The sequence below is a fragment of the Desulfoplanes sp. genome (genome assembly GCF_054921335.1).
Map to the genome: position 1 here is coordinate 1 of NZ_JBUDSQ010000041.1, position 25,299 is coordinate 25,299.

Below are 25,299 nucleotides of genomic sequence, written 5' to 3' on the forward strand. Positions count from 1 at the left end.
TTTTGGACAAACCGGGACTTTTCAAGATAAGTCGATGGTGCCGGGGGCGGGAATCGAACCCGCATGATGTTGCCATCGCTGGATTTTGAGTCCAGTGCGTCTACCAGTTTCACCACCCCGGCACGGATGGGATGGAGGGTTTCTATGTAAGAGCTGGTCGAGTGTCAAGAAAAATGAATGGGTCAGAAAAAATTTCCATGATCCTGGATTGATACCGCGATTTCCGTTTTTTTGGTTTTGACCCCGCCGCCCCCCTGTGGCAGGGAATCCTCCCCTTGCAACCACTACCCATGGATACGAGCCGTCTCCATGGTAAAAACACGGGCAAGCCATGATCACGCTGAACGCACTCAAAGCATTCCAGAATTATATGCAATCCGGGCAAATGGGGAAAGATTTCGAATATTCGTCCGAGGAGCGGCGCCACGAAATGCTCGATCTCCTGGAGACATTCATGAATGTTGCCGAAATTGCCGATGAAACCGCCACCAAGCTTATCTTCAAGAACTCTCAGCTCGGCGATATGTTCGACGAAAAAAGCCAGAACGATCGTTGATCCCCGCCCACGGGGTATGTGACGGACCTGACCAAACGCCATCCTTTTGGAATATCTGTGGGTTCTGTCTGATTGGTCATCACCAGACAATACCCTTTCCGGTCCAAAAGGGGAGAGGCCAGGGACAAAAAATCCCGCCAGGGACAAAAGGCCCTGCTCAGGACCAATGAAGCGGGCGGATCGTTCTCCGGCAACTCTTCGACCCGACAAGACGCCACACGTGTACGCTCCAGGGACATGGTTCTTAGGGCCGTCTGCATGAACATGGCCCGTTTCTGCCTTGGTTCGACCAGTACATACTCACCTTTGGTCCAAAAAATCCGCAGAGGGATACCCGGCAATCCGGCCCCGGCACCAAGATCCAGGGCAAGATGATTGTCTGCCAGATCCAACCCATTCAAAAAATCCCCCAGGTTCCAGCTGTCGATGACGAGTGTCGCCAGCATGGTCTGCCAATCTCCCGGACCGACCAGGTTCATCTTTTGGTTCCATTTTTCCAAAAGTTGCAAATAGGTAGTCACAAGACCGGCCTGGTGGGACGTCAAGTTTCGGCCAAGCTCCAGGGCCATGGCGGTGACGGCTTTTTCTGGAATAAGGGGGGGCATGGGGAATCATCCTTTGTCATAAAAATTCAGGCAAACACGGATATACACCTTCAGGAACCGGAACAGGGGGACAGGCAAACCGGACAGCAACAGGGTGTGCGCTCGCAGACCCCCATCCGTTGTCCCTATAATTTTCGGACCATAACCAACACTCCATCCCCGTTTTTTCTTCCTTTACGTCCAGTAAAGGTCCGGGTAAAAGCCCGAGGGATCATCACACCGGAGGACGAAATGCTACAAACAAAAAACAACCCGACCGCGGTTCTCTTTCCCGGTCAGGGATCGCAATGTCCCGGCATGGGACGGGATCTGGCCGAACATTGGCCAGATGCCATGGAACTCTGGGTCCGTGCGGAAAAAATATCCGGCTATGCCCTACGCGAGATTTACTGGGACATCGATACCGAGGCTATGGCGCAGACGGCCTATTTGCAACCGGCCCTGACCGTTGTCAACGCGGCACTCTGGGGATTTGTGAAGGCCAAACTCTCCCCGGCATGCGCCGCAGGCCACTCGCTTGGGGAATATTCAGCCCTGTTCGCCTCCGGGGTTTTGTCCATGCAAGACACCCTGGATTTGGTCTGTTTGCGGGGTCGGCTCATGGCCGAGGCAAGCACGGAGACCGGGGGGAAGATGGCCGCCATCCTCAAACTTTCCCAAGAAAGCGTTGAAACCCTGGTCGGGGAAGTAAAAAGCTCGCTGGATCAGGAGATCCTCATCGCCAATTACAATACCCCGGCCCAGTTCGTCATAAGCGGGACGGAAAACGCGGTCAGCGAAGCGGCCTCACTGGTCAGGGGGGGTAAGGGACGGGCCGTGGTTCTTCCCGTAAGCGGGGCCTTCCACAGCCCGATGATGGCCCAACCCGCTGCCGAACTGGCCAGGGCCATGGACAGGGTCGACTGGAAAACGCCCACCTTTCCGGTGTACCTGAACGCGACAGCGGAAAAGGCCGAAGATCCACGGGCCATCAAAGAGATCATGACCCGCCAGATGACCTCTTCAGTGTACTGGACCCAGCTTGTCACGGCCCAGTGGGAAGCGGGTATCAAACGGTTCGTGGAAATCGGCCCCAAGGGCGTCCTCTCCCGAATGACAGGCCAGATCTTAAAGGAGCACAAGGACGGATTGATCCCGGAAAACATCGCAACCCTGGAACAGGCCCAAACATTGTAAAAGATTCTTTCCTCCGCGCCTCTGCGCGGGAGGAGTGTTTTTTTTCGCGCAGAGGCGCAACGGCGCGGAGAAGGACTTGGACCCATTTTTTTACGTAAGGATGTATCATGCGCGGCGAAACCTATTTAAACGACAAACTCAAAGCCTTTGTTGAGGCTAAGGGCTGGGAATGGCCGGCCAAGGCCACCCTTGAACCCCCCAAGGATGAAAAATTCGGCGATCTGGCCTCCAATCTGGCCATGATGCTTGCCAAGCAGGCCAAAACGGCGCCCAGAAAAATCGCCGAAGAAATCCGCGAAACCCTGCTCTCCCAATGCCCAGAGGTCGAATCCATCGATATCGCCGGGCCGGGTTTCTTGAACTTTTTCTTCAACCGCGCCTTCTGGCTTGCAACCATTCCAGAAGTCTCCTTGGAAAAAACAACCTACGGCACATCCGAGATCGGGAAAAAAACCAGGGCCCAGATCGAATACGTTTCCGCCAATCCCACCGGCCCCCTGCACATCGGCCACGGTCGCGGCGCAGCCATTGGCGATTGCCTGACCCGCATCCTGCGGGCAACCGGACATGAGGTGGTGACCGAGTATTATCTGAACGATGCCGGACGCCAGATGCTCCTGCTCGGCAACTCCGTCTGGGTCCGCATGAAGCAGCTGGCCGGAGAGGACATCCCCCTGCCGGACGAATCCTACAAGGGCGAGTATATACAAGACATCGCCGCGGACATCCTCGCCGACAAGGGCAAGGTGTTCCTCGACACCCCCGAGGATGAGGCCATTGAATACTGCAAGACCGTGGCGGTCGATGTCATCCTTGCCGGGATCAAGGAAGACCTGGCCAATTTCCGGGTCGAACACCAGAACTGGTTTTCGGAAAAAAGTTTGGTGGATAAGGGCATCGTTGAAAAAACCCTTTCCTCCCTCAAGGAAAAAGGGTTGGCCTACGACAAGGACGGGGCCCTGTGGTTCGAATCGACCCGATTCGGGGATGACAAGGACCGGGTTCTCCGCAAATCAAACGGTTATCTGACCTATTTCGCCTCGGATATCGCCTACCATGCCGACAAAATCGAACGGGGCTTTAGCCTGATGGTCGATATCTGGGGTGCGGATCATCACGGGTATGTGCCCAGGATGAAGGCGGGCATCGAGGCCGTTGGCAACGACCGCGGATCCCTGCAGGTCATCCTGGTCCAGCTGGTCAACCTCCTGCGCGGGGGCCAACAAATCGCCATGTCCACCAGGGCGGGCAAATTCGAGACCCTGGCCGATGTGTGCGCTGAAGTTGGCGTGGATGCGGCCCGGTTCATCTTCCTTTCGCGCAAGAGCGACAGCCATCTGGATTTCGATCTGGACGTGGTCAAGCAGCAGTCCATGGACAACCCGGTCTACTATGTCCAGTACGCCCATGCCAGGATCTGCTCCCTCATGGCCAAGGCACGGGAACGCGGCATCGAAGAGACCGAACCGGAGATACAACTACTCACCCTGCTGGATACGCCCGAAGACCTGGCTCTCTTGAAGAGAATGGACAGGTTTCCGGACATTCTGGCCCTTGCATCGAGAACACTCAGCCCCCATCACGTGAGCTACTATTTGCAGGAACTCGCAGGAGACCTACACCGCTATTACAATGTGCACCATATTCTGAACGCGCCAAATCCCCAACTCCTCCAGGCGAGGCTCCACCTGTTCAAGGCCGTGGCCCAGGTATTGCGGAACGGATTGGAGCTTCTCGGAGTGACCGCCCCGGAAACGATGTAACCATACAACCACCGAACAGAACCGGCCATGGCAACCTCGAAAAACAGCAAAAAAAAATCTCCACGCAAAAAAAACCAGAAGCGACTGGATATAGGCGGTATCGTCAAAAAGTCCCTGTTTCTTGTGGTGGCCATGGCGTGGGCCTTTATCCTCGGTGTTCTCGTGGGCAAGGGATACAAACCCGAAAAAGCCATTCCGGAAATCGCGAAAATCATGCCGGAAAAACAGCACCAAACGGTGGTGTCCGCCCCCAAGGTCCTTGCGCCGGAAGAACTCGATTATTATGACCGGTTGAAAAAGAAAAAACCCGAAAAACGGCAAAAAAAATCCTCCCGGCCGCGTCCCAGCACCCCCAAAAGGGTCGAAAAAACCGTGGACAACACACCGGCACCCCCCCAGGTAGTCATAAAGGTCACTCCTCCCCCCAAAAAACCGGACCCCAAACCCGACACCACCCCCCAAAAGCGATTTGCCTATGTATACCAGGCTGCGGCATTCCGTTCGGAAATCGAGGCCTTCCGCTTCCGGCAGCGGATCATTCGGCTCGGTATCCCCGCTTTTGTGGAGACGTCATCCTCCGGGTGGCACAGGGTCAACGTGCGTTTCAACGGGGCACCCATCGAAACGCGACAGCTCAAAGCGCAACTCAAGCCCCTCGGCGTGAAAAAACCGATTTTGCGGAGCAAGAAACCCCTGTAGATTGGTCCACCACGACCGGTCGGCAACAAGGTCCCCCCCCCCCCAACATTGCAAAGGATTTCCATGTACAACAATTTTCTGGACCTCGATGGCCAAAACGGCCGACATATCCATGTCTGGCCCGTGCCCTATGAAGGAACAGTGAGTTTCATGTCCGGGACCAAATCCGGCCCCGAGGCCATACTCAGGGCAAGCTATCAGATTGAAACCTATGACGGACAGTTGGATGTCGACCTGGCGGATCTGGCCCATTTTTCCACACTGCCCTTTGTACAGGCTCCGGCAAGTGGTCCGGAATCTCTACATGCCGCCATGCGCACGGTGCTCAAAAATTACGACGCACACGGTGATTTCTTTGTCACCATGGGGGGAGAACATTCCATCTCCCTGCCTCTTTTCGAATTCTACCACACGGCCCATCCCGATCTGGTCATCCTGCAGATCGACGCCCATAGCGATCTGCGCAACGAGTATGAGAACACCCCCCTCTCCCATGCGTGTATCATGGCCAGGGCCAGGGAACTCGGCATACCCGCCGTACAGCTGGGCATCCGCAGCCTTTGCAGGGAGGAGGCCGAATATATCCGTTCCCAGCCCCCGAGCGGGCTGATGACCATCTTCGCCTGGGACCTGGACACCCCGTACCGGACGGCCCAGAAGATCAATACGTTCCTTGCCGGCCGTCCGGTATACGTGAGTTTCGATATCGACGGCCTGGACCCCTCTCTGGTTCCTGGTACCGGTACTCCGGAACCGGGGGGAATATCCTTTGACTGGATATGGGAGTTCTTCGCCCACCTGTGGCCCGGATCACCCCTTGTAGGCCTTGACATGTGTGAAGTCGCCCCCGTTCCCGGATCGGTCGTTTCCGAATCCGTTGCCGTAAAATGCATCGTCAGGATGCTCAATGCCTTCCTGGCCCAACACAAGAAAGACATGACACAGGATCCGTAGGCAAGGATCCCGCCCCCATGGGCGTCTTAATGACCGAATAAGCCTTTTTTTTATATCCATTGCCGGGATTTGCTCATCCTCGCGGGACGTTTTTATTTTCCACCACATTGTTCTACTCCCTCCAACCCCCCGAGTCCGCCATGACCGAGAAAAAAAACGACCTCCGTACCATCGATCACCTCGAAAACCCTGCAGATTACGGGTTGGACCCTTTGACCACGCTGGACCCCGATCAGATCGGATCGTTTGACGATCTCCTTTCAGCCATGTCCAAAACCGCGTTCGGGGGCCGCAATCTCGGCGAGGCGATGGAAGTGCTCCACGCCATGGTCAAGGATCCCGACTGTCTTGTGGTGGGCACCTTTTCGGGTGCCATGACCGTGGCCAAGATGGGTAAGCTCATCTGCAAAATGATCGACAGCGGTTGGCTCGACGTTGTCGTGTCCACGGGAGCGCTCATGGCCCACGGATTCATCGAGTCCATGGGGCTTTGTCACTACAAGTACAAATTTGGCCAGATGGACGACAAGTCTCTTTTTTCCAAGGGTTTCAACCGAGTATATGATACTCTGGAACCCGAAATCAACTTCATGCAGGCCGAGGACGTCATCCACGAGGTCATGCAAGGGATTTCCGGGGAAACATTTTTGAGCTCCGAACAATTCTGCAAAAGAGTCGGAGAGTATCTCGTCGAACACGTCAAAGGACCGGGCATCCTCAAAAGTGCCTACAACAATGACGTTCCGGTATACATTCCAGCGTTCACGGACTCGGAACTCGCCCTGGATATGGCCACCCATCTCATGCGCCACATGCCGGAGATAATGGACAAGGACTGCGACCCGGCGTCCTTGCCGTTCCAGTTCAATCCCTTCCTGGATCTGTTCAGCTACACCCGGAAAATCTGTTCCGCCAAAAAAATCGGGATTTTTACCATCGGCGGGGGCGTTCCCAGAAACTGGGCCCAGCAAGTGGGTCCCTTTGTGGAGATCGCGGGCCAGCGGCTGCCGGACCTCGATCTTCCGGTCCGCAGATTCTCTTACGGCATCCGGATCTGTCCGGAACCCGTCCATTGGGGAGGATTGAGCGGATGCACCTATTCCGAAGGGATCTCCTGGGGCAAGTTTGTCCCCCCCAAAGAGGGAGGACAATTTGCCGAGGTCATGTGTGACGCGACCATTGCCTGGCCCATCCTGATCAAGGGGCTGCAGGACAAGCTCATGAAGGAATAGCAAAACGGGGAGCTCGGCTGGTGCAGCCGGATTGTGGAGAAAAAAGGGCATGTCAATGATCAAAAACCTGACCATAGAAAAAATCCTCTGGCGGGGCCGGGGGCTCGGCCGGCTCGATTCCGGGAAGGCGGTCATTGTCGAACCCGGTGTGTTGCCGGGGGAAACCGTGGACGTACAAACGATCCGGGAAAAAAAGGATTTCATTGCGGCACAACCGACGGAGATCGTCCAGCCCTCCCCCCTTCGCCGCCCCCATCCCTGCCCCCACGCCCCCCATTGCGGGGGATGCAAAATGGGCATTCTGCCCGCATCCAAGGCGCTCGGGCTCAAAAAAAGGATCCTCGAGGAGACGCTAAAACGCAGCCTCCACCGACACATTGATACGACCACCCTCCCCTCCATCACGGCCATAGCCTCCCCAAGAGGATGGAGGTACAGGTACCGAGGACAGATCCACGTACTGAACCATAAACCGCACTTCAGGCAGCTCGAGAGCAGCGATCCCATCCGGCTCGATGACTGCCTTCTACTGGCCCGTCCTCTGTCCAGGGCCCTCCATCAACTCAGTGCCAAACTCCCGGACGGAAGGTTCACCATTGCCGCGAGCCCGAAGGACCTGAACGTCTTTTCGCAAGAGGACCAAACGACCATCGACCTGCCCTTTCCCGCCTATGGGTTCGATCTTGTTCTCCCCGGGAACAATTTTTTCCAGGCCAATTGGGAGCTCAATGGGGAGCTCATCGATCTGGTCACCCATGCGGTCAGGGGACATGACCGAGTGGCCGATCTCTATGCCGGTGCGGGAAATTTTTCCCTCCCCTTGGCCACCTCGGGGGCCACAATCCTGGCCGTGGAATCCGTGGCTTCCGCCGCCCGGGCCGGGGCCCGTAATGCCGGACGCATCGGGCTGAACAATCTGACCTTTGACACGGGTAACCTGGCCAAGGAACGTGCCTGGAAAAATATCCGCACATTCGAACCGACAGCCATGGTGATCGATCCCCCACGGACCGGGGCCAAGCATATCGGAGACAAGATCCTTTCCATCGGCTCCCTCGAGACCATGGTCTGGGTCTCATGTGATGTGGTCAATACCTGCCGGGATCTCGCCCCCATCCTCCGGTCGGGCTGGTCGATACGCACGACCATCCTTGTGGACATGTTCCCCCAAACATGGCACATGGAAACGGTTTTTATCCTAAAAAAACATTAAAAATTGATATGTTATATGTTTTCTCCTAGCTGAAAAACATGGGGCGCAAAGACTGGACAAACGCAAGAGAATTTTGCATTCCCCGGTTTCCCATTTGTGAACAAAACATGTAATACATATTCCGGCATCTCCTCACCTCCATTGCAGGGCACCATGATGATAGAAGATAGTTTGCAGCGAAACTGGCTCAAGAGCTACGACAAGGAAGTTCCCCCGCGGCTTACCTACGAGAATATTCCGATCCACGAATATCTCGAAAGGAGTGCCAAAAAATTCCCCAGACGCAAGGCAATCGTCTTCAATAATTGGAGTATAACCTACGCCAAGCTCCTCAAGACCAGCGAGAAAATCGCGGCCAATCTGCGGGAACATGGGGTCAGGGCCGGTGACAGGGTGGCCATCATGCTGCCCAACACCCCCCAGGCGATCATGACCTTTTACGGTGTCCTCAAGGCCGGATGCATCGCCGTTATGACCAACCCCCTGTATATGGAAAAGGAGCTGGTCCATCATTTTTCCGATTCCGGGGCCAAGGTCCTCATCACCCTGGATCTCTTGTGGCCCAAGTTGAAGTCTCTGGAAAACAAGCTCAAGCTCTCCAAGATATTCGTCACCCGGATTTCCGACTGTCTCCGCTTCCCATTGAACATCCTGTACAACGTCAAGGCGAAGAAGGATAACGCGCCGAGCATCCCCTATGATATGCGCACGGTGTTCCCATGGAAAAACCTGCTCAAAACGGGAGCCAAGTATACCCCCCGCTCTTTCAGACCAGAAAAAGACCTTGCCCTGCTCCAATACACTGGCGGAACCACCGGGGTTTCAAAAGGGGTCATGATCACCCACCAAAATCTTGCCACCAATGTCCAACAATATTTGGCGATTTTGCACAAACTGGGCAAGGACCACGAGCTCCTCTTGGGCGTCCTCCCCTATTTCCACATTTTCGGGCTGAACGTGTGCGTCAATTTCGCTGTGGCCCTGGGCGCAACCATGGTACCTTTTCCCAGATTCGTGCCCAGGGATATTCTCAAGGCCATTAAAAAAATCCACCCGACCATCTTTCCCTGCGCCCCCTCGGTATTCATGGCCCTGCTCCAGCAAAAGGACCTCGACAAGTTCGACCTCTCCTCCATCCAGTTCTGCCTTTCCGGTTCCGCCCCTATTCCGGCCGAAGTCATCAAACAATTCAAAAAACTGGCTGGAGCTGAAATTATCGAAGGATACGGGTTGACCGAGGCTTCTCCCTTGACCCACCTCAATCCCCTGATCGGTAAACACAAACTCGGGTCCATAGGACTCCCCATCTCGGACACGGATGCGTGCATCGTGGACATGGAAGTAGGGACGGTGACCCTCAAACCCGGCCAGATAGGAGAATTGGTCATCCGCGGTCCCCAGGTCATGAGGGGATACTGGAAACGCCCTGATGAAACCGCATCGACCCTCCGGAACAATTGGCTGTATACCGGGGATATCGCCTATATGGACGATGACGGCTATTTTTTCATTGTCGACCGCAAAAAGGACCTGATCATCTCCGGGGGCTACAACATATACCCCCGGGAGATCGACGAAGTCCTCCACGAACACCCCAAGGTCAACGAGGCCGTGGCGGTCGGCATTCCGCACCACACCCGCGGAGAAATCATCAAGGCCTACGTGGTTGTGCATCCCGGAGAGACCCTGACCAGGGCAGAAGTTATCTCTTTTTGTCGTGAAAAACTTGCCAACTACAAGATCCCCAAGAAAGTCGAGTTCCGTGATGAACTCCCCAAAACCCTTGTCGGCAAGGTCCTGCGACGGGCCCTACGCGACGAGGAGACCAAGAAACTCGAGACGAGAAGACAGAAACGGGCCGATTCCAAAAAGAAAAAGTAACCCCCTCCACCCCTGCCCAAAGCGCTCAACGGGCCCTCCTCTCCTGAGAGGTACGGTCTGCAATGCCCCTGAAAACCCAACAAGTTTTTTCAGGGGCATTTTTTGCAAAAAATGTATGACAATTCTGTTTTAGCAATATATGACAATTCCATCCTGTTTTTGTCGGGGATCAACCTTCTGTCGACCAATCCCGCCACGGTTTTGTGCCCCAATATTTTTATCAATTTAATCTATTATAACGGTAGGAAAAAACATAACCCCCATCGATCAGCACCAAAGAACCCTATGGACAATTGGAAACTGTTGTGCAAAAAGTTCCATCTATAAATAATTGAAAACTGTTGTGCAAAAAAATGTCATACATATTTTCACGCACCCCCTAATCCATGAACAAAAAATCCACGGAGGATAAGCGTATGCGATTCAAAGACTGGAGTCTGAGATATAAAATCCTGATACCGACCTTTGTGACCGTCCTGTTGATCCTGGTCGTGAGCACCTGGATGATGACATCGAAGTCCCAGGACGTTTTGGTCGAGCAGGCCAAATCTACGGCCCATAAGGAGTCACGTGGGTACGGCAATGAGATACAAGTGGCCCTCGATCAGGCGATGACGGTCACAAGAACCCTGGCAAGCATGTTTGAAAAGGCAACCAACTATTCAACCATACCCGACCGTGAATTCCTCGACTCCGTTTTGATCCACACCCTCGAGCGCAATGACGGATTGTCCGGTGCCTGGTGCACCTTTCCAGGGGGCAGATTCGACTCCCGCGAGGCCGAGTACATGGATACCTATAAAGGTGCCTACCGCAATTGGTACCATCGCGAAGACGGCACCATTGCCTCCAGTTTTGCAGGTGAAACCAACCTGACCGGACAGGAATGGTTTGAAAAGCCCATGTCCGGGGATATCGAAACCATCACCGAGCCCTATCCATGGGAGGCAAACGGCAAAAAATTCTGGCTCGCTTCTACCGGATATCCGGTCAAGAAAAACGGAAAGAATATCGGAATAGTCGGAGTCGATTTTTACCTGACAGACTTCCAGGAGATTATTCAGAAGATCAAACCATTTGAGACCGGTTTTGGTATCATCATGACCAACACAGGGTTCATCGTGGCCCATCCGAACACCGATCTGGTGGGTAAGAATATCGCGGAAATCATCGCTCCAAAGTACAAATCCAGGGTCAAAAGGGCCCTCTCATCCGGCTCACCCGTGTCCTTTGAAGCCGTTTCTCCCCTGACGGGTGGGATGGAATTCATGGCCTTCTCTCCAATCCCTGTGGGCAAGACCGGAGAATCCTGGAGCCTCGGGGTGGCCATACCCATGGCCACGGTCAAGGGACAGGCCCATGCCATCGCCATAACCAGCGTATGGACATCTGCCGTGGCCATCATCATCCTGTTCGCCCTGCTGATGGTCATTGCCCATGTTATCAGCGACCCGGTCAAAAAAGGCATTACACTGGCCCAGACAATCGCCCACGGTGATCTGACCAAGGATATCGATGTCTGCCAAAAGGACGAGGTCGGGGTACTCGCCGACGCCCTGCGGAACATGATTGCCCAACTCAAAAGCACTATCGGCGATGTCCGGAACGTGACAGAAAATGTGGCATCGGGGAGTGAACAACTCTCCGCTTCATCGGAACAACTCTCCCAGGGGGCTACAGAGCAGGCAGCATCCGTGGAGGAGATATCCTCCTCCATGGAAGAGATGGCCGCGAATATCAAGCAGAACGCGGACAACGCCATGCAGACGGAAGAAATTGCCGTCAAGGCGGCCGAAGATGCCCAACAAACGGGGCAAGCGGTCGGGGAAACAGTCTCGGCCATGAAACATATCGCCGAAAAGATTTCCATTATCGAGGAGATCGCCCGGAACACGAATCTACTGGCACTGAATGCGGCCATCGAGGCAGCCCGGGCCGGGGAAGCGGGCAAGGGATTCGCCGTGGTCGCGGCCGAGGTCAGAAAACTGGCAGAAAATAGCGGCAAGGCGGCTGCGGAAATCAGCGATCTTTCCGGTGCCAGTGTCGTCAAGGCGGAAAAGGCCGGAACAATGCTTGTCGACCTTGTTCCGGACATCAAAAAAACAGCCGATCTCATCCTGGAGATCACCGCGGCGAGCAAGGAGCAGAACGCCGGAGCCGATCAGATAAATCAGGCCATCCAGCAGCTGGATCACGTTGTCCAGCAAAACGCATCGGCCTCGGAAGAGATGGCTGCAACCTCCGAACAACTCTCTTCACAGGCCGGACACCTGCAATCGGCCATCGCCTTTTTCAACCTGGGTAATGCTTCCGGTCCGGTCAGACAAAAAACCGTGGTCAGTCCACAAACGTCCAGACCACAATTGCCCGCAAACGGGCAAGCCCCTGCGTCCAAAACGGCCCGGGCCCGCTCCCAGAATCCCAAGGGGATAGCCCTCAATATGGACGGGGGGAGCGACGACGAATTTGAACGGTTCTAACCCCTGTCCAGCTTGATTGTCATTCATGTATTGAGCCGGGAAGCGAACGCTTCCCGGCTTTTTTTCTTACCCTGGTGGGGAGCAGGAACGCAGCGGAAAACATTTTTGGGGACATACGGAAAAACTGACGCATGGCTCAAACGTTCCCATCCGAAACGGTTCGACCCGGATTTTTCCTGTTTGCCGTCGTTCATGGCGGAGACCGGGATCTTGATGGTCAAGAACGTTGTCAAGACGCCAAGGCACCATCAAATCCCAAGAGATCCCGGATCAACCCCGTACCGATGTTCCATCCCACCTGTGGACGTGGCCTTGAAATCCCGTGAAAAGGATGCAAAAATATGGACCAACAAACCAACCACCTTCAGACCAGCCCGAGATGAGGAGAAAATCCCATGCGCGACCATCCCCCACATATCATCAGCGTTCTTTGCTCGTGCCTTCTTGTCTTCTGCAACGTCCTTCCGGCAGCGGCAAACGTCTCATCCGTCACCCTGTTTCCGGATTCAGCGACCGTCGAGGAACACGGCGAGATTGCTCCCAATGCCACCGGGGATCAGCGGACCGCCACAATACTCCTTCCTGGCCGGGCCGATCCGGCAAGTCTGGCATTTTTTCCGCCCAAGGGGGTCTCCCTGACCGATGTATCACAAAAAACCATCGTATCCGTGGATTCCGAACAAATAGCCCGTCTCAAAAAAGAACGGGAAAATCTCATATCCCAAAAAGGGCTGCTCGAGGCCCAAAAAAAGGGACTCGGCGCAAAAATCGCCTTTTGGGAATCCTGCCGGCAAACCGATCAGGGATCGCTGGATGGATTCAAGGAACTCGCCCAAACCATGGGCAAGGAAATCAAGGATGCCCAGGTTGGACAGGACGTGGCCTCGAGACAACTAACAACCATCACCAAAGAGATCGCCAGAATACAAGAACGGATAGCGGCCATCCAGGGAACCCAACAAAAAAACTGGAAGATAACCCTTGGCTTTTCACCGGGCCCGGAAGACAGTTTCCGGTGCACGTGGACCTATACGCTCAGGGGATGCGGCTGGAAACCCATCTACCGGATCGAGGCCCTGCCGGCTCAAAAAAAAGTCCGTTTCACCTGGCAGGCCATGGTCCATCAGGGTACGGGCATGGATTGGAAGAATGTCCGGCTTTCCCTGGCCACCGGAAAAACCCACACGCGTCCCACCCCTCCTGGGATCAGGCCCTGGATTCTGCAGCCAAGAGAACCCGCCGGGATTGACAGCAAGTCGATCATGCTGGAAGAAGCGGCTGCGCCACGTCCCGTCATGCAGCGGGCAACCATGGCCGCCCCGAACAGACCGGTCGAACACCGTAAGGGAACCTTTTCGTCATGGGAACTCGGGTCCCGTAACATACCTGCCGGGGACAATGTCCGTGTCAGGGTCAAGGATGCCGTCTGGCCCGCATCTTTTACGTACCTCCTTCGACCAAGCGTGAGCGGAACCGGATTCCTGCATACCGGGATCGAGGTCGGCACCTCCCTCGACCTTCCTCGCGGCGAGGCCATGTTCCTGGTCGACGGCGCGTTTCTACGCAAGCAGAGGTTCTCGTTCTCCGGCAAAAAGCTGGACCTTTTTTTCGGTCCGGACCCGCTGGTAACGGCCAAGGCCGTGCTCAAAGACAAAAAGTCCGGAAGCTCCGGCGTGTTCTCCCAGAAAAAAACCTGGACATGGGACTGGGACCTGATCATCACCAACGACAAACCCATCGCCATCGAAACGGTGGTCGAGGAACCGCGCCCCATTTCCCGCGATAAAGAGATCAGTCTCTCCGTCTCGGCTACGCCGGACTTCGGGGAGAAAAAGGACAAGCCTGAAGTAATGGTTTGGTCCCAGGACCTGGCCCCTGGAACAAAACAGCGAATCAGCGTCCGTGTCGAAGCTAAAGCTCCCGATGACATGAACGTCGACCCAGGGTGGCGATGGTAAAAAGGCAGCGGCAAAGCAACTATTATCAACCAATCACGTGACTATTCCAGAGCATCTTCCCCAAAATAGAATTCCGGATTTTAGAAATTTTAGCCACATCGAAGTTACGGAAGGTTGGCGTACACTCTTCCGGTTTCTAATTTTTTTGCTCAGCACTCAACGGTAATCTTGGATTTGATACTGTACCGGTATCTAAATTTTGCCCTGACTAGTTACCCACCACAAGGAAAACCTATGCGTGATCTGAAAGTCAACGATGTGATCAAGGAGTTCAACCGCTATTTCCTCGATGCTACCCTTAAGGACGAATTGGCCATCCTGGGCATTGGTGAAGGACGCCGCTTCAAGCACGATCAATTCAGTGAATTGTACCGGCCCCTCTTTGTGACCCTATGGGTCCATGCCATGGACACGTACCACAGGGAGGACTCGGACGCGGTCAGAGACACCTACCTCAAAGGACTCAAGGAGTGTTTCCGCAAACAGCAGGGAGAGTATGAACGCATGGTCTCCATTGTCATCGAATACGAGGCCATGCTTGGAAACTTTTCTGAAGAATCATTCAGGTCCACCGCCCGGGAGATCGTAAAAAAAATCTCCAGGAACAAAGAGGCCCTGCCCGAGAGGACCGATCGCCTTGGAAAAAAGATGCTGGGGCGTCTCGCAGACTTTGAAAATATGCTTAAGGACGTGACCATCACCAAGGAGCAGTGATGCCGGTATTGGATATATCTGCGTCACCCGGACAATGGCCGGGCTCTTCGTGTATCCACGTTCCCACAACAAAACAGGCCCCGTATTTGGAACCGAGCAGCTCCCGGGTCACCTCCCTGGATGGGGGGTCACAAAGACCCTGGTTTTTATTTTACGTAATTATTTCGTTTTCTTATAAAAACAAAACCCGCTACAAAAAAGTGAGTCGCACACAATTTTAGTAGCTTACTCATAAAAATCTGCCATAACAAACCAGAAAATTCTACAACCGATTGAACGTACAACCTAAAACGTACAACTGCGGCTTGGCCGCATTAGGCTTATCCCCTATCCTCCTCAATTACTGCCGAACAACGCAAAGGGCCGTGCCAGAAAAATCTGGCACGGCCCTTTGCGTTCCGGAGGACGGACCGAAGATCAGCTCGACGCGGCAGGCGTGGTCTTGTTGCTCCCGGAAGAGGAACTCTCGCTCTTGGCCGGTTTGGCGGCCTTGTTGTCCTTGCCCCCGTTCCCATTCCCCGAGGACTTGGACGAGGTGTGCTTGTTACCATAATCAGTTACATACCACCCGCTCCCCTTGAGCACGAACGAGGTATGGGAGACAATCCGCTTGGATTCACCCGTACAGATGGGACAAGGGAACTGTTTTTCCTCGAATCCGCTCTGCCACTCTTCAAAGATATGACCACAGTCCTCACAGCAATACTCATAAATAGGCATTGTCCAGCTCCATTGTGTGTCCGGGTACCACAATCGACACCCGGGTTGACCACGAAAAAAATATGTGCACACCCCCACAAACGGGGATGGGTAACATGAAAAAGATCAATCCTGTTGCCAAGGCCACGCAAATAAAAAAAGCCCTGTGCAAACAATCGGACATAGAAGTCTGTACAGCATCGGGAGAAACGATCGCTTGGGCAACGGACGGGTTTATATATTGATCCCATTTTCCTTCTGTCAACCTCAAACAAAAAAAATTTTGGCCCATTCGGGAAAAGCATACGCCCGGATCACACGCCCTGTGCACCCAACCGGAAATTCCACCCCGGAACCATGACCCACCGTTCCCATCCCACGAGTACAAACCGACCGGGGAGAGGACCGCAGATCATGCTATGTTTCCTTCCCCTTCAGATCAATTCCATCTTCTCGAAACACAGATACAGGTCCCGGCTCACCCAGGCATCGGTGGCGGCATAGACCTGCTGCTTATGGGTCAACGACGCTCGTCCCCAATTGCTGCGCTGGGCCCCCTTACCGATACGAAATCCCAAAAAATTGGCGGCCATGTTCCGTAACCCCCGGGTCATGAAGCCGTGCTGCTCGCTGATGGAACTCAGGTCCGCAAAACCGCCCTCCTCAAACCGCGTGTGCTGCTTAAGACCGACGATGTCATCACGCACCGCAACCCCGGCCTTGATGACCGTCTGATCGGCAAGCAGGGCGACCAACGGCTCAGCAAACGAGGTGCCCTTGAGTTGGAACAGATACACGCAATCGCTCCCGGCAAGCTGCAACAGGGCAGGCCTGAACGACTGCCCCTTTTTGAATGCCGGTTTCGTTTCCGTATCAAATCCAAGTACCCTCTCGCGGGATAATCTTGTGCAAGCGGCTACGACATCTCCGGGATCCGTGACCAAACAGATGGGGCCATCATAGTGACACAGGGGAAAATCATTGATCATTTCCTTGGGCAAAGGATCTCGGGTTGGGAATGGGGCTGTCGTCATCATAAAGATCCCCCCAGTTTGCCCCCATGGTCCAATGCAAACCATGTGAGCTTTGCGAAGAAAATATCACCAAGCAGTATATAAAAAATAAAAATTAGTCTTCTTCGTAGTAAATATTCTATCACTCGTATTCACTCCTCCCGTAAGTGGATGTAACTGCCATTTTTTTCGATCATTTTTTGAAAAAACATTGTATGACAGGCGTATTTAGAGTATACATACACCGATTTTATTTTTCGACCCTACAACGCAATGGTAGACCGGAACCACCAAAAGAAAAGGGCACTACCCCTATCGCGCTCCGTTTTCAATATATTGACTATGCCGGATCCGATTCCATTTGCCTAAACCATGACAAATATCCTGCAAAATCGAACCAGTATCGCAAGTCCGGCGTTTCTAAGGCCGTTCACATAGTTTTCAATCTCAAGCTCAAGGGGGGTTATACCCCCTCTCGAAATCATCAGCTCCAACCCCAAGGAGGCCGTGCATGAAAACCGTTTTTGTCGATGTCGAACGCTGCATAGGTTGCAGACACTGCGAACTGGCCTGTGCCAAGGCCCATCACGAACCACTCCCGGACCTGTCGAATCCGTTGCCTTCGGATCTTCCCAGGCCGCGCATCGGGGTGGAACTCGGGGTGGATTTCCTGACCTTTCCCCTGAAATGCCGCCATTGCAATCCCGCCCCCTGTGTCCAGATCTGTCCGTCGGGTGCCCTGTCCCGCGATCCGGAATTCGATACGGTCATGGTCCAGGAAGATCTGTGCATTTCCTGCGGCATGTGCGCCATGGTCTGTCCCTTCGGAGCCATGACCTTTGCCATGAGCAAAACAACGGGCAAAAAGACCGCGTACAAATGCGACAACTGCATCGAACGGCAGAAAGAGGATCAGGTCCCCGCCTGCGTCGAGGCCTGCAAGACCGGGGCGTTGACCTTCGGTTCCGCCAACGACGCGGTCAAGGCTGCCAAAAAGGATTTCGCCCTGAACATCACAAGGACGGTTCAGGGAGACGCGAGCTCGTCTGTTCCGGAAAACATCCAGGCCTATCAGGCTATCAGGGAAAGCCTCGCCCGACTGGGACCGCTTCCTTCCTCCAAGTAAACCGGAAAAAAACGTCGCTCACCCACCGATCACTCCGTCAATAACGGAACACCGTACCAGCCACGAGCTCACCAGCTCATTCCAAGGAGGCGCACAATGACCGCTCAGTATGATCCAGATACTCTGAATAAAATCATAGACGAACGTACCATCGACGAATCCGCCAAGCCGGTCCTCAAACGGGCCATGCAGGAAAATATGGAAACGGCCTGGGACCGGCTCGAGGCCCAGCAGCCCCAATGCGGATTCGGCCAGACCGGGGTCTGTTGCAACCGCTGCACCATGGGGCCCTGCCGCATCGATCCCTACGGGGGATCACCGGCCAGGGGCGTCTGCGGGGCCGATGCCGATCTCATCGTGGCCAGGAATCTTCTGGACGATCTGAACACGGGCGCGGCCGCCCATTCGGACCATGGCCGCGAGGTCATCGAGACCATGCTGGAAACCGCCGAAGGTTCTGCCCAGGGATACGAGATCCTGGACACGGACAAACTCATGGCCATTGCCGGTGAGTACAACATCCCCACAGAGGGCAGGAACAACAACGCAATCGCCAAGGATGTGGCCATAGGCATGCTCGAGGAGTTCGGGACCATCAAGAATTCCATCCAGTTCACCCGCAGACCCCCGGGAAAGACCCAGGACATCTGGAACAAGACAGGGATCATGCCCCGCAGCGTGGACCGGGAGATCGTCGAAGGCATGCACCGCATCCACATGGGTGTGGGGGCGGATTACGCCAATATCCTGCTCCACGGTCTGCGCACGGCCCTGGCCGACGGCTGGGGTGGCTCCATGATGGCCACCGAGGTCTCGGACATTCTCTTCGGCACCCCGGAGATCAAGGATTCGTCCGTCAATCTGGGCGTGCTCAAAAAGGACATGGTCAACATCATCCTCCACGGGCACAACCCGGTCCTCTCGGAAATGGTGGTCGAGGCCTCGAGGCTGCCCGAAATGCAGGAGAAGGCAAAGGCCAAAGGAGCCCAAGGCATCAACCTGGCCGGGATGTGCTGCACGGGCAACGAACTGCTCATGAGAAAGGGCGTGCCCATTGCCGGGAACATGCTCAATCAGGAACTGGCCCTGGCAACCGGTGCGGTGGAGGTCATGGTTATCGACTACCAGTGCATCTTTCCATCCATCACCAAGACAGCGGCCTGCTTCCACTCCAAGGTCGTCTCCACCAGTGAAAAATCCAAGGTGCCCGGTGCCGTGCACATGGAATTCCATCCGAAAAACGCCATGGATACGGCCAAGGGCATTGTCCAGCTGGCCATCGACAACTTCGAGAACAGGGATCCGAACCGCGTGCTTATCCCGGGCGAACCGGTTAAGATGATGGCCGGTTTTTCCGTAGAAGCGGTGGTCAAGGCCCTGGGAGGAACCCCGAAACCCCTCATCGACGCCATTGCCGCCGGTCAGATCAAGGGAGCCGTGGGCATGGTCGGATGCAATAACCCCAAGATCAAACACGACTACGGTCACGTCCGGCTGGCCCAGGAACTCATCAAGCGCGACATCCTTGTGGTCCAGACGGGGTGCGCCGCCATTGCCGCGGGCAAGGCAGGGCTGCTCCTGCCGGAGGCTGCCGACCAGGCGGGCGACAACCTGAAGGCCGTGTGTCAGGCCCTGGGCATCCCGCCGGTCCTGCACATGGGCTCGTGCGTGGACTGTTCAAGAATCCTCGTTCTGGCCGCCGAGCTGGCCAAGGCCCTGGACGTCTCCATCGACCAGCTCCCCCTGGCCGGGGCCGCTCCCGAATGGATGTCCCAGAAGGCCGTGTCCATCGGTTCCTACTTCGTGGCCTCGGGCGTGTTCACGGTCCTGGGCATCCCGCCCAAGATCTTCGGGAGCGCCAATGTCCTGAACCTCCTGGCCTCGGGCCTGAACGACGTGGTCGGCGCGTCCTTTGCCGTAGAGCCCGATCCGGTCAAGGCGGCGGACATGATCGAAAAGCACATCCTGGCCAAGCGTGAGGGGCTTGGGATCTGATCGGCCGAAAAGATCATTTGCTCATGATGACGACCCGTAGGGGCACGGCGCGCCGTGCCCCTCCACGATGTTCAGCCACCATTCCATTCCCATAAGGACACCCCATGGACCACGAATCACGCAGTGAACACCTGTTCAGCGCGGCGGATTATCTCGACGAACACCAGGCCCCCCGAGATGGCGGAACCCGCATCGTCATCACGGGCAAGGGCGGGGTCGGCAAGACCACCACGACCGCCCTGCTCGCCAAACTCCTGGCTGAAAAAAACAACAAGGTCCTTACCATAGACGAAGACCCCCAGCAGAATCTGGCCTTTTCCCTGGGCTTTCCCCTGGACAAGCCATCCGAGCTTGTCCCGGTCTCCAAAAATCTCGACTATATCGAGGAAAAAACCGGGGCCCGCCCCGGCCAGGGATGGGGGGCCATGCTGCGCATCAACCCGGATGTCTCGGACGTTGTACAGCGATTTGGCATGTCCATCGACACAAACATCGATCTGCTGGTCATCGGCAGCGTCATCCAGGCGGCCACGGGGTGCCTGTGCCCGGAAAACGCCCTTCTGGACAGCATCGTCCGGTACATACGCCTTCGAAATGGCGAGATCATCCTCATGGACACCCAGGCCGGGGTGGAGCATTTCGGCAGGGCCCTGGCCGACGGATTCCAGCACGCCGTGATCATGACCGAACCAAGTTTCAACGCCGTGCAGGTGGCCCTGCATTCGGCCGGGCTCGCCCGGGATCTGGATATCCCCGGGGTGCACCTGGTGGTCAACCGATGCCGCAGCCCAAAGGACAACGACAAGGTGGCTGGATACCTGGGGGACCATCCCTTTTCCACGGTAACCCATCTGCCCTTTGACGAAGCGGTCATGGCCACGGAACCCGATGTCACTCCGCTTATGGCAATGAACACCCCATATGTCGAAGAGGTCAGAAACCTGGCAGAGATGATCGCATAGTCCATTGCAGCAATCGTGCATCACATCATGACCACACCAACCCCACAAGGAAACGCCCATGAAAACCATCATCATCGGTATGGGACCGGCCGGATTGGAAACCGCAAAAACCCTCAGGGAACAGGGCTATGCGGGCGAAATCATCATGTTCGCCCGGGAAACAACGCCCCCCTATTCCCCTCCCGTACTCGGAGAATACCTGCTCACCGGCAATGAAGAAGCCCTGTTCTGGAAAGGAACCGATGTATGCGGCAGATTTGATCTGGACTGCCGCATGGGGGAATCCGTGGTGTCCATCGTCCCGGACCGGATGCTTCTGACCAGTGACCAGGGCTCTTATCACTTCGCCCACCTCGTCATCGCCTCGGGATCATCCCTCTACGCTCCCCTCCCCGGCGTGGATAAACCGGGCATCTGCCATTTCAAGACCCTCGAGGGTACCCGGCAGATCCGGAATCTGGCGGACACCAACCCCGGCAGCACCGCCCTCATTGTCGGCGGAGGATTCATCGGTGTTGAAATCGCCCTATGTCTGGCCAAAATCGGGCTCAGACCCATCCTCCTCAACCGGCGGGATTGGGTCATGCCCCGACTCCTGGATAAAGAAACCTCCGCCTATGTGCTAAAAGACCTCCAGGATGCCGGTATCGACGTCCGCCTGGAAACCGAAGCCACCGGATTCATCGGAAACGACAGGGTCGAGGGCGTGACCACGGCAGGAGAACACATCCTGACTGCGGACCTGTACATCGCCGCCACCGGGGTCAAACCAAACATCGGTTTTCTTGCAAACAGCGGGATCACATGCAACCAGGGGGTCGTTGTCAATGACTACCTGCAAACCAATTTCCCGTTCATCCATGGATGCGGGGACGTTGCCGAGACCCGCGATCTGGTCACCGGCAACACCAAGATCCACGGGCTCTATCCCGTGGCCGTGGCCCACGGCCGGACCGTGGCCATGAACATCATGGGCGCGAAAATCCGCTATGAACAACAACTGAACATGAATTCCTTGAAGGAGCTCGCCCGCAAAATCATTGTGGTCGGGCAACCGTCGGACACGGTCATCAAGCGCAAATCCAAACAGACACTGCGCAAGATCTTTCTAAAGAACGGAAAGATAACCGGATTCGTGCTGGTAGGCGATATCTCCGGGGCGGGCATGTTTCTCGGGCTCATGCGCAAAGGTGCGGATGTCTCATCTATCAGCCACCGGCTACTCTCGCGCAATTTCAGCACCGCGTACATGATGACAGGAATGGTCAAAAAATGCAGGATATGATGCAAAAAAACCATATCCAAACCATTAGGACCGGTTTCAAAGGTGGCGTTTCCAGTCAGTTTTTTTATCACAGCAGCATGAAGCAAGGATCCCGGGTGTGCGGACGGAACGCCCGCTTCTTTTTTTTGGGGGGGGGCAGACACTTTACTCATCCATACTTTTCAGCAAGATAGCCACATATTCATCCGCATCCGTACGGTCACCGCAAGGATGATGGTTAAAAGTTGATGCGGGCGCCCGCATCAACTTTTCTCACATTGCAGGATCAAACGGTCATGCCGCAATGGCCGACCACCGGACCGCTAGCCGGACCCGAAGAGACTTTTGGATATTTCCCAGGCACCAAGGTCCTTTGCATGCCCCCAGTCATGTCCGCTGCGTCCAAAAGACCGCGACTTCCGCCCTCCTAAAGGTATCTATTGCCAAAGAATCCAGCATAACCTACCTGCCGGCGCTTCACTTTCTCTCGTGCACTTCCCAGCTTTCGACCTCGCCCTCCTCCACCTCTTCCCAGCCGCTGAACATGGCCGCAATGTGGGCCGTCAGGGTGTGACCGGTGGTGGTCATGTAGACATGGACGATGACAAAGCTCAAAATGGCGAACCCGCACAACACATGGATGGTCGCGAGCACCTCCAGATCCAAGAACCCGTCGATGGACCAGGCCTGCCACTCATTATAGTAATAGTACAGAAAGCCCGTAAGCATCTGCAGGCTGAGCAGAACGGCTGTGAGTCCCAGATAGGTCAGTCTCTGCAGGGGGTTGTGTTTGGCCCCCCTGCTCTTCTTTACCGGGTGGGGCTGGCCCTTGAAGATGCCTGAAGAATAGTAGCGCATGACCTCGAGCAGCTTTTTTGTCGTGGGCACGTATTGCCGCCATTCCCCGGTGGTAAACACCCAAAAAACAAAAAAGACGAACAGGATGATCCAGGTTATGCCGAATACATTGTGCAAGGATACCGCCCTTCCGAACCCCAACAGATCAAAGGTCCCATGTACTTCAAATCCGGTCAGAAGGAGTAAGAAGATAAAAATGGCCTGCACCCAGTGCCAAAAGCGTTCAAACCGGGTGTACAGATAGATCTTTTTCATGGGTTTCTGGCTCATTTAGTCCTCCTTTTTCCGCAGCCGGAGCGAAAAAATCCGGGCCAGGGCGTGGATAGCCACACCGATGAGAGAGGCCACGACCAGGGTCCAACCGCCCACATCCAATGCAGTTACCCGGTCCCGTCCGGGCATATAGAAACCGGTCAGGTTTTCCAGCCGTCCCTTCCGTGCATGGCACTCCAGACAGGCCACGGAGTCTGATTTTGGGGCAACCATATGGCTGATGGGGAAGGCATACACACTGTCCAGAAAGCCGTATTCACCGCTAAACGGCAACCCAGCATAGTCCATGCCTGCAGCGATGGCCTTTTTCCAGTCATAGCTCTTCCAATAAGCCCCTGATCCCTTTTTTCCGAACAACTTGGGGATGACCACGTTGTTGTTGATCTTGTCATAGGGAGTCTTACCCTCATGGATCTTGAAAGGAAAAATACGGGCATTATCCATGTCCTTGTCACCCATGGGCCAGATCAGTCTGACAACCCCCGAAGGATCTATGGTTTCTTCTGCGCTCCTGATCTGCATGGCCCCGTTGTACCAATGGTACTCCGGAATGACATCCTTCTCCCAAACAAAGGTTCCCTTTTTCGTATTGTAGGTATTTTTGCCGTATGGCCCCTTGATTGTGTAGGGTTTGCCGTCCTTCTTTTTTCCTGCCGTGGTCCAGTCCCAGAACATCTTCGTGGGGTTTACCCGGGCAAAGGTCGGGATATGGCAGGACTGACAAGCGACCTTGTCCGTATGGTCGTTTGGCTTGGACCCTTCTTTGTGCGGGGTGGTCGAATGGCAGGACTCGCACATGATCTTGGCGCTCAGGTCGTCTTCAAGCAGACTCTTGCGGTGCTTGGCGGCCGGTGTGGAGTAGACCCGTCCGGCGATGTGGTGCAACTTGGTGGAATGGCACCGGGTACAGGTGAAATTCTGGCCATCGAGACCCATGTGCACATCGAGTTTCTTGTTCGGCTTGATCAGGGAAGAATCCAGGTCCCCATGTTTGACCCCGTCTCCGCCCCCCCCGTAGAAATGGCAGACCCCACAATTAGTGCGGGACGGGCGGGCAACGGACTGGGCGACCTTGTTCCACTCCGGGGGATAGAACATCTTCTTGCCGAATTTCTTGGGAACAGGGGTGGGATTACCGGCCCCAGTCGGAAATTTTTTGTATGTTCCGGTTTGTTCATGACAGACCAGACAATCCACAAGGGCGGGATCGCTGAAATCGAAATTTTTGTCCTTCCAGCCGTACCCGGCATGGCATGAGGTGCAACGAGCCTCGTTGCTGTTGATGTTGATTCAGAAGTTGTTCAGGGTAATCCCTGCCTTGCCGGTCTTGCCGCTGTCGTCACTGGGATCCTTCCAGGTCCAGTGGATGGTCTTGTGGAACTGCAAGGCCGCCTCGGTGTGGCATCCCAGGCAGGCCCGGGTCACTTCCGGCCCTGAGGAAAACGGCTGCTGGAGCTGCTTGAATTTTGAATGATCCGCTGTAATCCAGAGTTCCTGGTCCTCCATGACCGCATGTTTGGCCAGGGTTCGTCCGGGGGCGTCCGGTTCCTGGGCCCCAAGGACCGACCCGGCATACCCCCATAAAAACAGTACCGGGACGATCAGGGTTTTCACGATGAACAGATACCGGGGGTGTTCGCGCATACCGTCCTCCCTTCAGTTTCCATGGTGAGCCCATTTTCGAGCCGTTTACCGCCAGTCCTGATCCGGCTCACCACAAGTTTATTACCCATAACCGTAAATAGAAAGTTTCAGCAAGGAGAGATTGGTCCCGCGGGCATTGTGTCTTGGTGTTTGTTTTTGTGGGTTTCTGGGGGTTTCTGGGGACAGGCAAATAATGTCTGCTGATCATATTTTATTCAACCTGACACCGCTCCA

21 protein-coding genes and 1 tRNA gene are annotated in these 25,299 nt (G+C 55.1%); 16 read left to right on the forward strand and 6 right to left on the reverse strand.

What is annotated here, in order from left to right; genetic code table 11:
• Nucleotides 1–35: 35 nt before the first annotated feature.
• Nucleotides 36–122: transfer RNA gene (locus ACY692_RS09595), tRNA-Leu, on the reverse strand.
• Nucleotides 123–331: 209 nt separating this feature from the next.
• On the opposite strand from ACY692_RS09595, the gene ACY692_RS09600 reads away from it, so the two are divergent.
• The gene (locus ACY692_RS09600; protein WP_462325139.1) at nt 332–556 is read left to right on the forward strand and encodes a hypothetical protein; all 225 of its coding nucleotides are present in this window, start codon (nt 332–334) and stop codon (nt 554–556) included.
• Here ACY692_RS09600 and rsmG read toward each other — a convergent pair.
• On the reverse strand, nt 511–1,161 hold the full coding sequence (gene rsmG, locus ACY692_RS09605) for a 16S rRNA (guanine(527)-N(7))-methyltransferase RsmG (protein WP_462325140.1): 651 nt from the start codon (nt 1,159–1,161) through the stop codon (nt 511–513). The genes ACY692_RS09600 and rsmG overlap by 46 nt on opposite strands.
• Before the next feature lie 231 nt (nt 1,162–1,392).
• On the opposite strand from rsmG, the gene fabD reads away from it, so the two are divergent.
• The 10 genes from fabD to ACY692_RS09655 all read left to right on the forward strand — a co-directional run bounded on the left by fabD (nt 1,393) and on the right by ACY692_RS09655 (nt 15,231).
• On the forward strand, nt 1,393–2,337 hold the full coding sequence (gene fabD, locus ACY692_RS09610) for an ACP S-malonyltransferase (protein WP_462325141.1): 945 nt from the start codon (nt 1,393–1,395) through the stop codon (nt 2,335–2,337).
• Between the two features lie 107 nt (nt 2,338–2,444).
• Entirely contained in the window at nt 2,445–4,100 is a 1,656-nt protein-coding gene (gene argS / locus ACY692_RS09615; RefSeq protein WP_462325142.1) for an arginine--tRNA ligase, read from the forward strand.
• A 27-nt stretch (nt 4,101–4,127) separates the two neighbouring features.
• Nucleotides 4,128–4,799: an SPOR domain-containing protein gene (locus tag ACY692_RS09620; protein WP_462325143.1), complete on the forward strand. Its 672-nt coding sequence runs from the start codon at nt 4,128–4,130 to the stop codon at nt 4,797–4,799.
• Nucleotides 4,800–4,862: 63 nt separating this feature from the next.
• Nucleotides 4,863–5,753 carry an agmatinase gene (speB, locus tag ACY692_RS09625; protein ID WP_462325144.1) on the forward strand — a complete coding sequence of 297 codons (891 nt, stop codon included), beginning with the start codon at nt 4,863–4,865 and terminating at the stop codon, nt 5,751–5,753.
• Between the two features lie 140 nt (nt 5,754–5,893).
• Nucleotides 5,894–6,985 carry a deoxyhypusine synthase family protein gene (locus ACY692_RS09630; RefSeq protein WP_462325145.1) on the forward strand — a complete coding sequence of 364 codons (1,092 nt, stop codon included), beginning with the start codon at nt 5,894–5,896 and terminating at the stop codon, nt 6,983–6,985.
• A gap of 49 nt (nt 6,986–7,034) precedes the next feature.
• Nucleotides 7,035–8,198 carry a class I SAM-dependent RNA methyltransferase gene (locus ACY692_RS09635; protein ID WP_462325146.1) on the forward strand — a complete coding sequence of 388 codons (1,164 nt, stop codon included), beginning with the start codon at nt 7,035–7,037 and terminating at the stop codon, nt 8,196–8,198.
• A 156-nt stretch (nt 8,199–8,354) separates the two neighbouring features.
• Complete coding sequence (locus tag ACY692_RS09640) at nt 8,355–10,079, forward strand: long-chain-fatty-acid--CoA ligase (protein ID WP_462325159.1); 1,725 nt, start codon at nt 8,355–8,357, stop codon at nt 10,077–10,079.
• A 416-nt stretch (nt 10,080–10,495) separates the two neighbouring features.
• Complete coding sequence (locus ACY692_RS09645) at nt 10,496–12,559, forward strand: methyl-accepting chemotaxis protein (RefSeq protein WP_462325147.1); 2,064 nt, start codon at nt 10,496–10,498, stop codon at nt 12,557–12,559.
• Nucleotides 12,560–12,954: 395 nt separating this feature from the next.
• Entirely contained in the window at nt 12,955–14,517 is a 1,563-nt protein-coding gene (locus tag ACY692_RS09650) for a DUF4139 domain-containing protein (protein WP_462325148.1), read from the forward strand.
• A gap of 234 nt (nt 14,518–14,751) precedes the next feature.
• A complete protein-coding gene (locus tag ACY692_RS09655) occupies nt 14,752–15,231 on the forward strand; it encodes a hypothetical protein (protein ID WP_462325149.1) in 480 nt (159 codons plus the stop codon).
• Nucleotides 15,232–15,648: 417 nt separating this feature from the next.
• Here the strand turns inward: ACY692_RS09655 and ACY692_RS09660 are convergent, their stop codons facing one another.
• A complete protein-coding gene (locus ACY692_RS09660; RefSeq protein ID WP_462325150.1) occupies nt 15,649–15,951 on the reverse strand; it encodes an FmdB family zinc ribbon protein in 303 nt (100 codons plus the stop codon).
• Between the two features lie 95 nt (nt 15,952–16,046).
• Between ACY692_RS09660 and ACY692_RS09665 the strand changes: the two genes are divergently transcribed.
• The gene (locus ACY692_RS09665; protein WP_462325151.1) at nt 16,047–16,175 is read left to right on the forward strand and encodes a hypothetical protein; all 129 of its coding nucleotides are present in this window, start codon (nt 16,047–16,049) and stop codon (nt 16,173–16,175) included.
• Nucleotides 16,176–16,364: 189 nt separating this feature from the next.
• Here the strand turns inward: ACY692_RS09665 and ACY692_RS09670 are convergent, their stop codons facing one another.
• Nucleotides 16,365–16,967, reverse strand: a complete 603-nt coding sequence (locus ACY692_RS09670; protein ID WP_462325152.1) for a 3'-5' exonuclease — start codon at nt 16,965–16,967, stop codon at nt 16,365–16,367.
• A gap of 487 nt (nt 16,968–17,454) precedes the next feature.
• Here ACY692_RS09670 and ACY692_RS09675 point away from each other — a divergent pair, with 487 nt between their 5' ends.
• The 4 genes from ACY692_RS09675 (at nt 17,455) to ACY692_RS09690 (ending at nt 22,311) form a co-directional block, all read left to right on the forward strand.
• Nucleotides 17,455–18,069: a 4Fe-4S dicluster domain-containing protein gene (locus ACY692_RS09675; protein WP_462325153.1), complete on the forward strand. Its 615-nt coding sequence runs from the start codon at nt 17,455–17,457 to the stop codon at nt 18,067–18,069.
• A gap of 96 nt (nt 18,070–18,165) precedes the next feature.
• The gene (cooS, locus tag ACY692_RS09680) at nt 18,166–20,064 is read left to right on the forward strand and encodes an anaerobic carbon-monoxide dehydrogenase catalytic subunit (protein ID WP_462325154.1); all 1,899 of its coding nucleotides are present in this window, start codon (nt 18,166–18,168) and stop codon (nt 20,062–20,064) included.
• Between the two features lie 104 nt (nt 20,065–20,168).
• Entirely contained in the window at nt 20,169–21,026 is an 858-nt protein-coding gene (locus ACY692_RS09685; RefSeq protein ID WP_462325155.1) for an ATP-binding protein, read from the forward strand.
• A gap of 58 nt (nt 21,027–21,084) precedes the next feature.
• On the forward strand, nt 21,085–22,311 hold the full coding sequence (locus ACY692_RS09690; RefSeq protein ID WP_462325156.1) for an NAD(P)/FAD-dependent oxidoreductase: 1,227 nt from the start codon (nt 21,085–21,087) through the stop codon (nt 22,309–22,311).
• A 456-nt stretch (nt 22,312–22,767) separates the two neighbouring features.
• Here ACY692_RS09690 and ACY692_RS09695 read toward each other — a convergent pair whose 3' ends face one another.
• Both ACY692_RS09695 and ACY692_RS09700 read right to left on the reverse strand, forming a co-directional pair.
• Entirely contained in the window at nt 22,768–23,418 is a 651-nt protein-coding gene (locus ACY692_RS09695) for a cytochrome b/b6 domain-containing protein (RefSeq protein ID WP_462325157.1), read from the reverse strand.
• Nucleotides 23,419–25,065 (reverse strand): tetrathionate reductase family octaheme c-type cytochrome, encoded by a 1,647-nt coding sequence (locus ACY692_RS09700; RefSeq protein ID WP_462325158.1) that lies wholly within the window; start codon nt 25,063–25,065, stop codon nt 23,419–23,421.
• Nucleotides 25,066–25,299 lie beyond the last annotated feature (234 nt).

Bases quoted from the DNA above. Each gene is read 5' to 3' on its own strand.
- ACY692_RS09665 (WP_462325151.1), top strand. From the start codon at position 16,047: ATGAAAAAGATCAATCCTGTTGCCAAGGCCACGCAAATAAAAAAAGCC.
- ACY692_RS09620 (WP_462325143.1), top strand. From the start codon at position 4,128: ATGGCAACCTCGAAAAACAGCAAAAAAAAATCTCCACGCAAAAAAAAC.
- cooS (WP_462325154.1), top strand. From the start codon at position 18,166: ATGACCGCTCAGTATGATCCAGATACTCTGAATAAAATCATAGACGAA.
- rsmG (WP_462325140.1), bottom strand. From the start codon at position 1,161: ATGCCCCCCCTTATTCCAGAAAAAGCCGTCACCGCCATGGCCCTGGAG.
- ACY692_RS09645 (WP_462325147.1), top strand. From the start codon at position 10,496: ATGCGATTCAAAGACTGGAGTCTGAGATATAAAATCCTGATACCGACC.
- ACY692_RS09660 (WP_462325150.1), bottom strand. From the start codon at position 15,951: ATGCCTATTTATGAGTATTGCTGTGAGGACTGTGGTCATATCTTTGAA.
- ACY692_RS09675 (WP_462325153.1), top strand. From the start codon at position 17,455: ATGAAAACCGTTTTTGTCGATGTCGAACGCTGCATAGGTTGCAGACAC.
- ACY692_RS09650 (WP_462325148.1), top strand. From the start codon at position 12,955: ATGCGCGACCATCCCCCACATATCATCAGCGTTCTTTGCTCGTGCCTT.
- ACY692_RS09695 (WP_462325157.1), bottom strand. From the start codon at position 23,418: ATGAGCCAGAAACCCATGAAAAAGATCTATCTGTACACCCGGTTTGAA.
- fabD (WP_462325141.1), top strand. From the start codon at position 1,393: ATGCTACAAACAAAAAACAACCCGACCGCGGTTCTCTTTCCCGGTCAG.
- ACY692_RS09630 (WP_462325145.1), top strand. From the start codon at position 5,894: ATGACCGAGAAAAAAAACGACCTCCGTACCATCGATCACCTCGAAAAC.
- ACY692_RS09600 (WP_462325139.1), top strand. From the start codon at position 332: ATGATCACGCTGAACGCACTCAAAGCATTCCAGAATTATATGCAATCC.
- ACY692_RS09655 (WP_462325149.1), top strand. From the start codon at position 14,752: ATGCGTGATCTGAAAGTCAACGATGTGATCAAGGAGTTCAACCGCTAT.
- ACY692_RS09640 (WP_462325159.1), top strand. From the start codon at position 8,355: ATGATAGAAGATAGTTTGCAGCGAAACTGGCTCAAGAGCTACGACAAG.
- ACY692_RS09690 (WP_462325156.1), top strand. From the start codon at position 21,085: ATGAAAACCATCATCATCGGTATGGGACCGGCCGGATTGGAAACCGCA.
- ACY692_RS09685 (WP_462325155.1), top strand. From the start codon at position 20,169: ATGGACCACGAATCACGCAGTGAACACCTGTTCAGCGCGGCGGATTAT.
- speB (WP_462325144.1), top strand. From the start codon at position 4,863: ATGTACAACAATTTTCTGGACCTCGATGGCCAAAACGGCCGACATATC.
- ACY692_RS09635 (WP_462325146.1), top strand. From the start codon at position 7,035: ATGTCAATGATCAAAAACCTGACCATAGAAAAAATCCTCTGGCGGGGC.
- argS (WP_462325142.1), top strand. From the start codon at position 2,445: ATGCGCGGCGAAACCTATTTAAACGACAAACTCAAAGCCTTTGTTGAG.
- ACY692_RS09670 (WP_462325152.1), bottom strand. From the start codon at position 16,967: ATGATGACGACAGCCCCATTCCCAACCCGAGATCCTTTGCCCAAGGAA.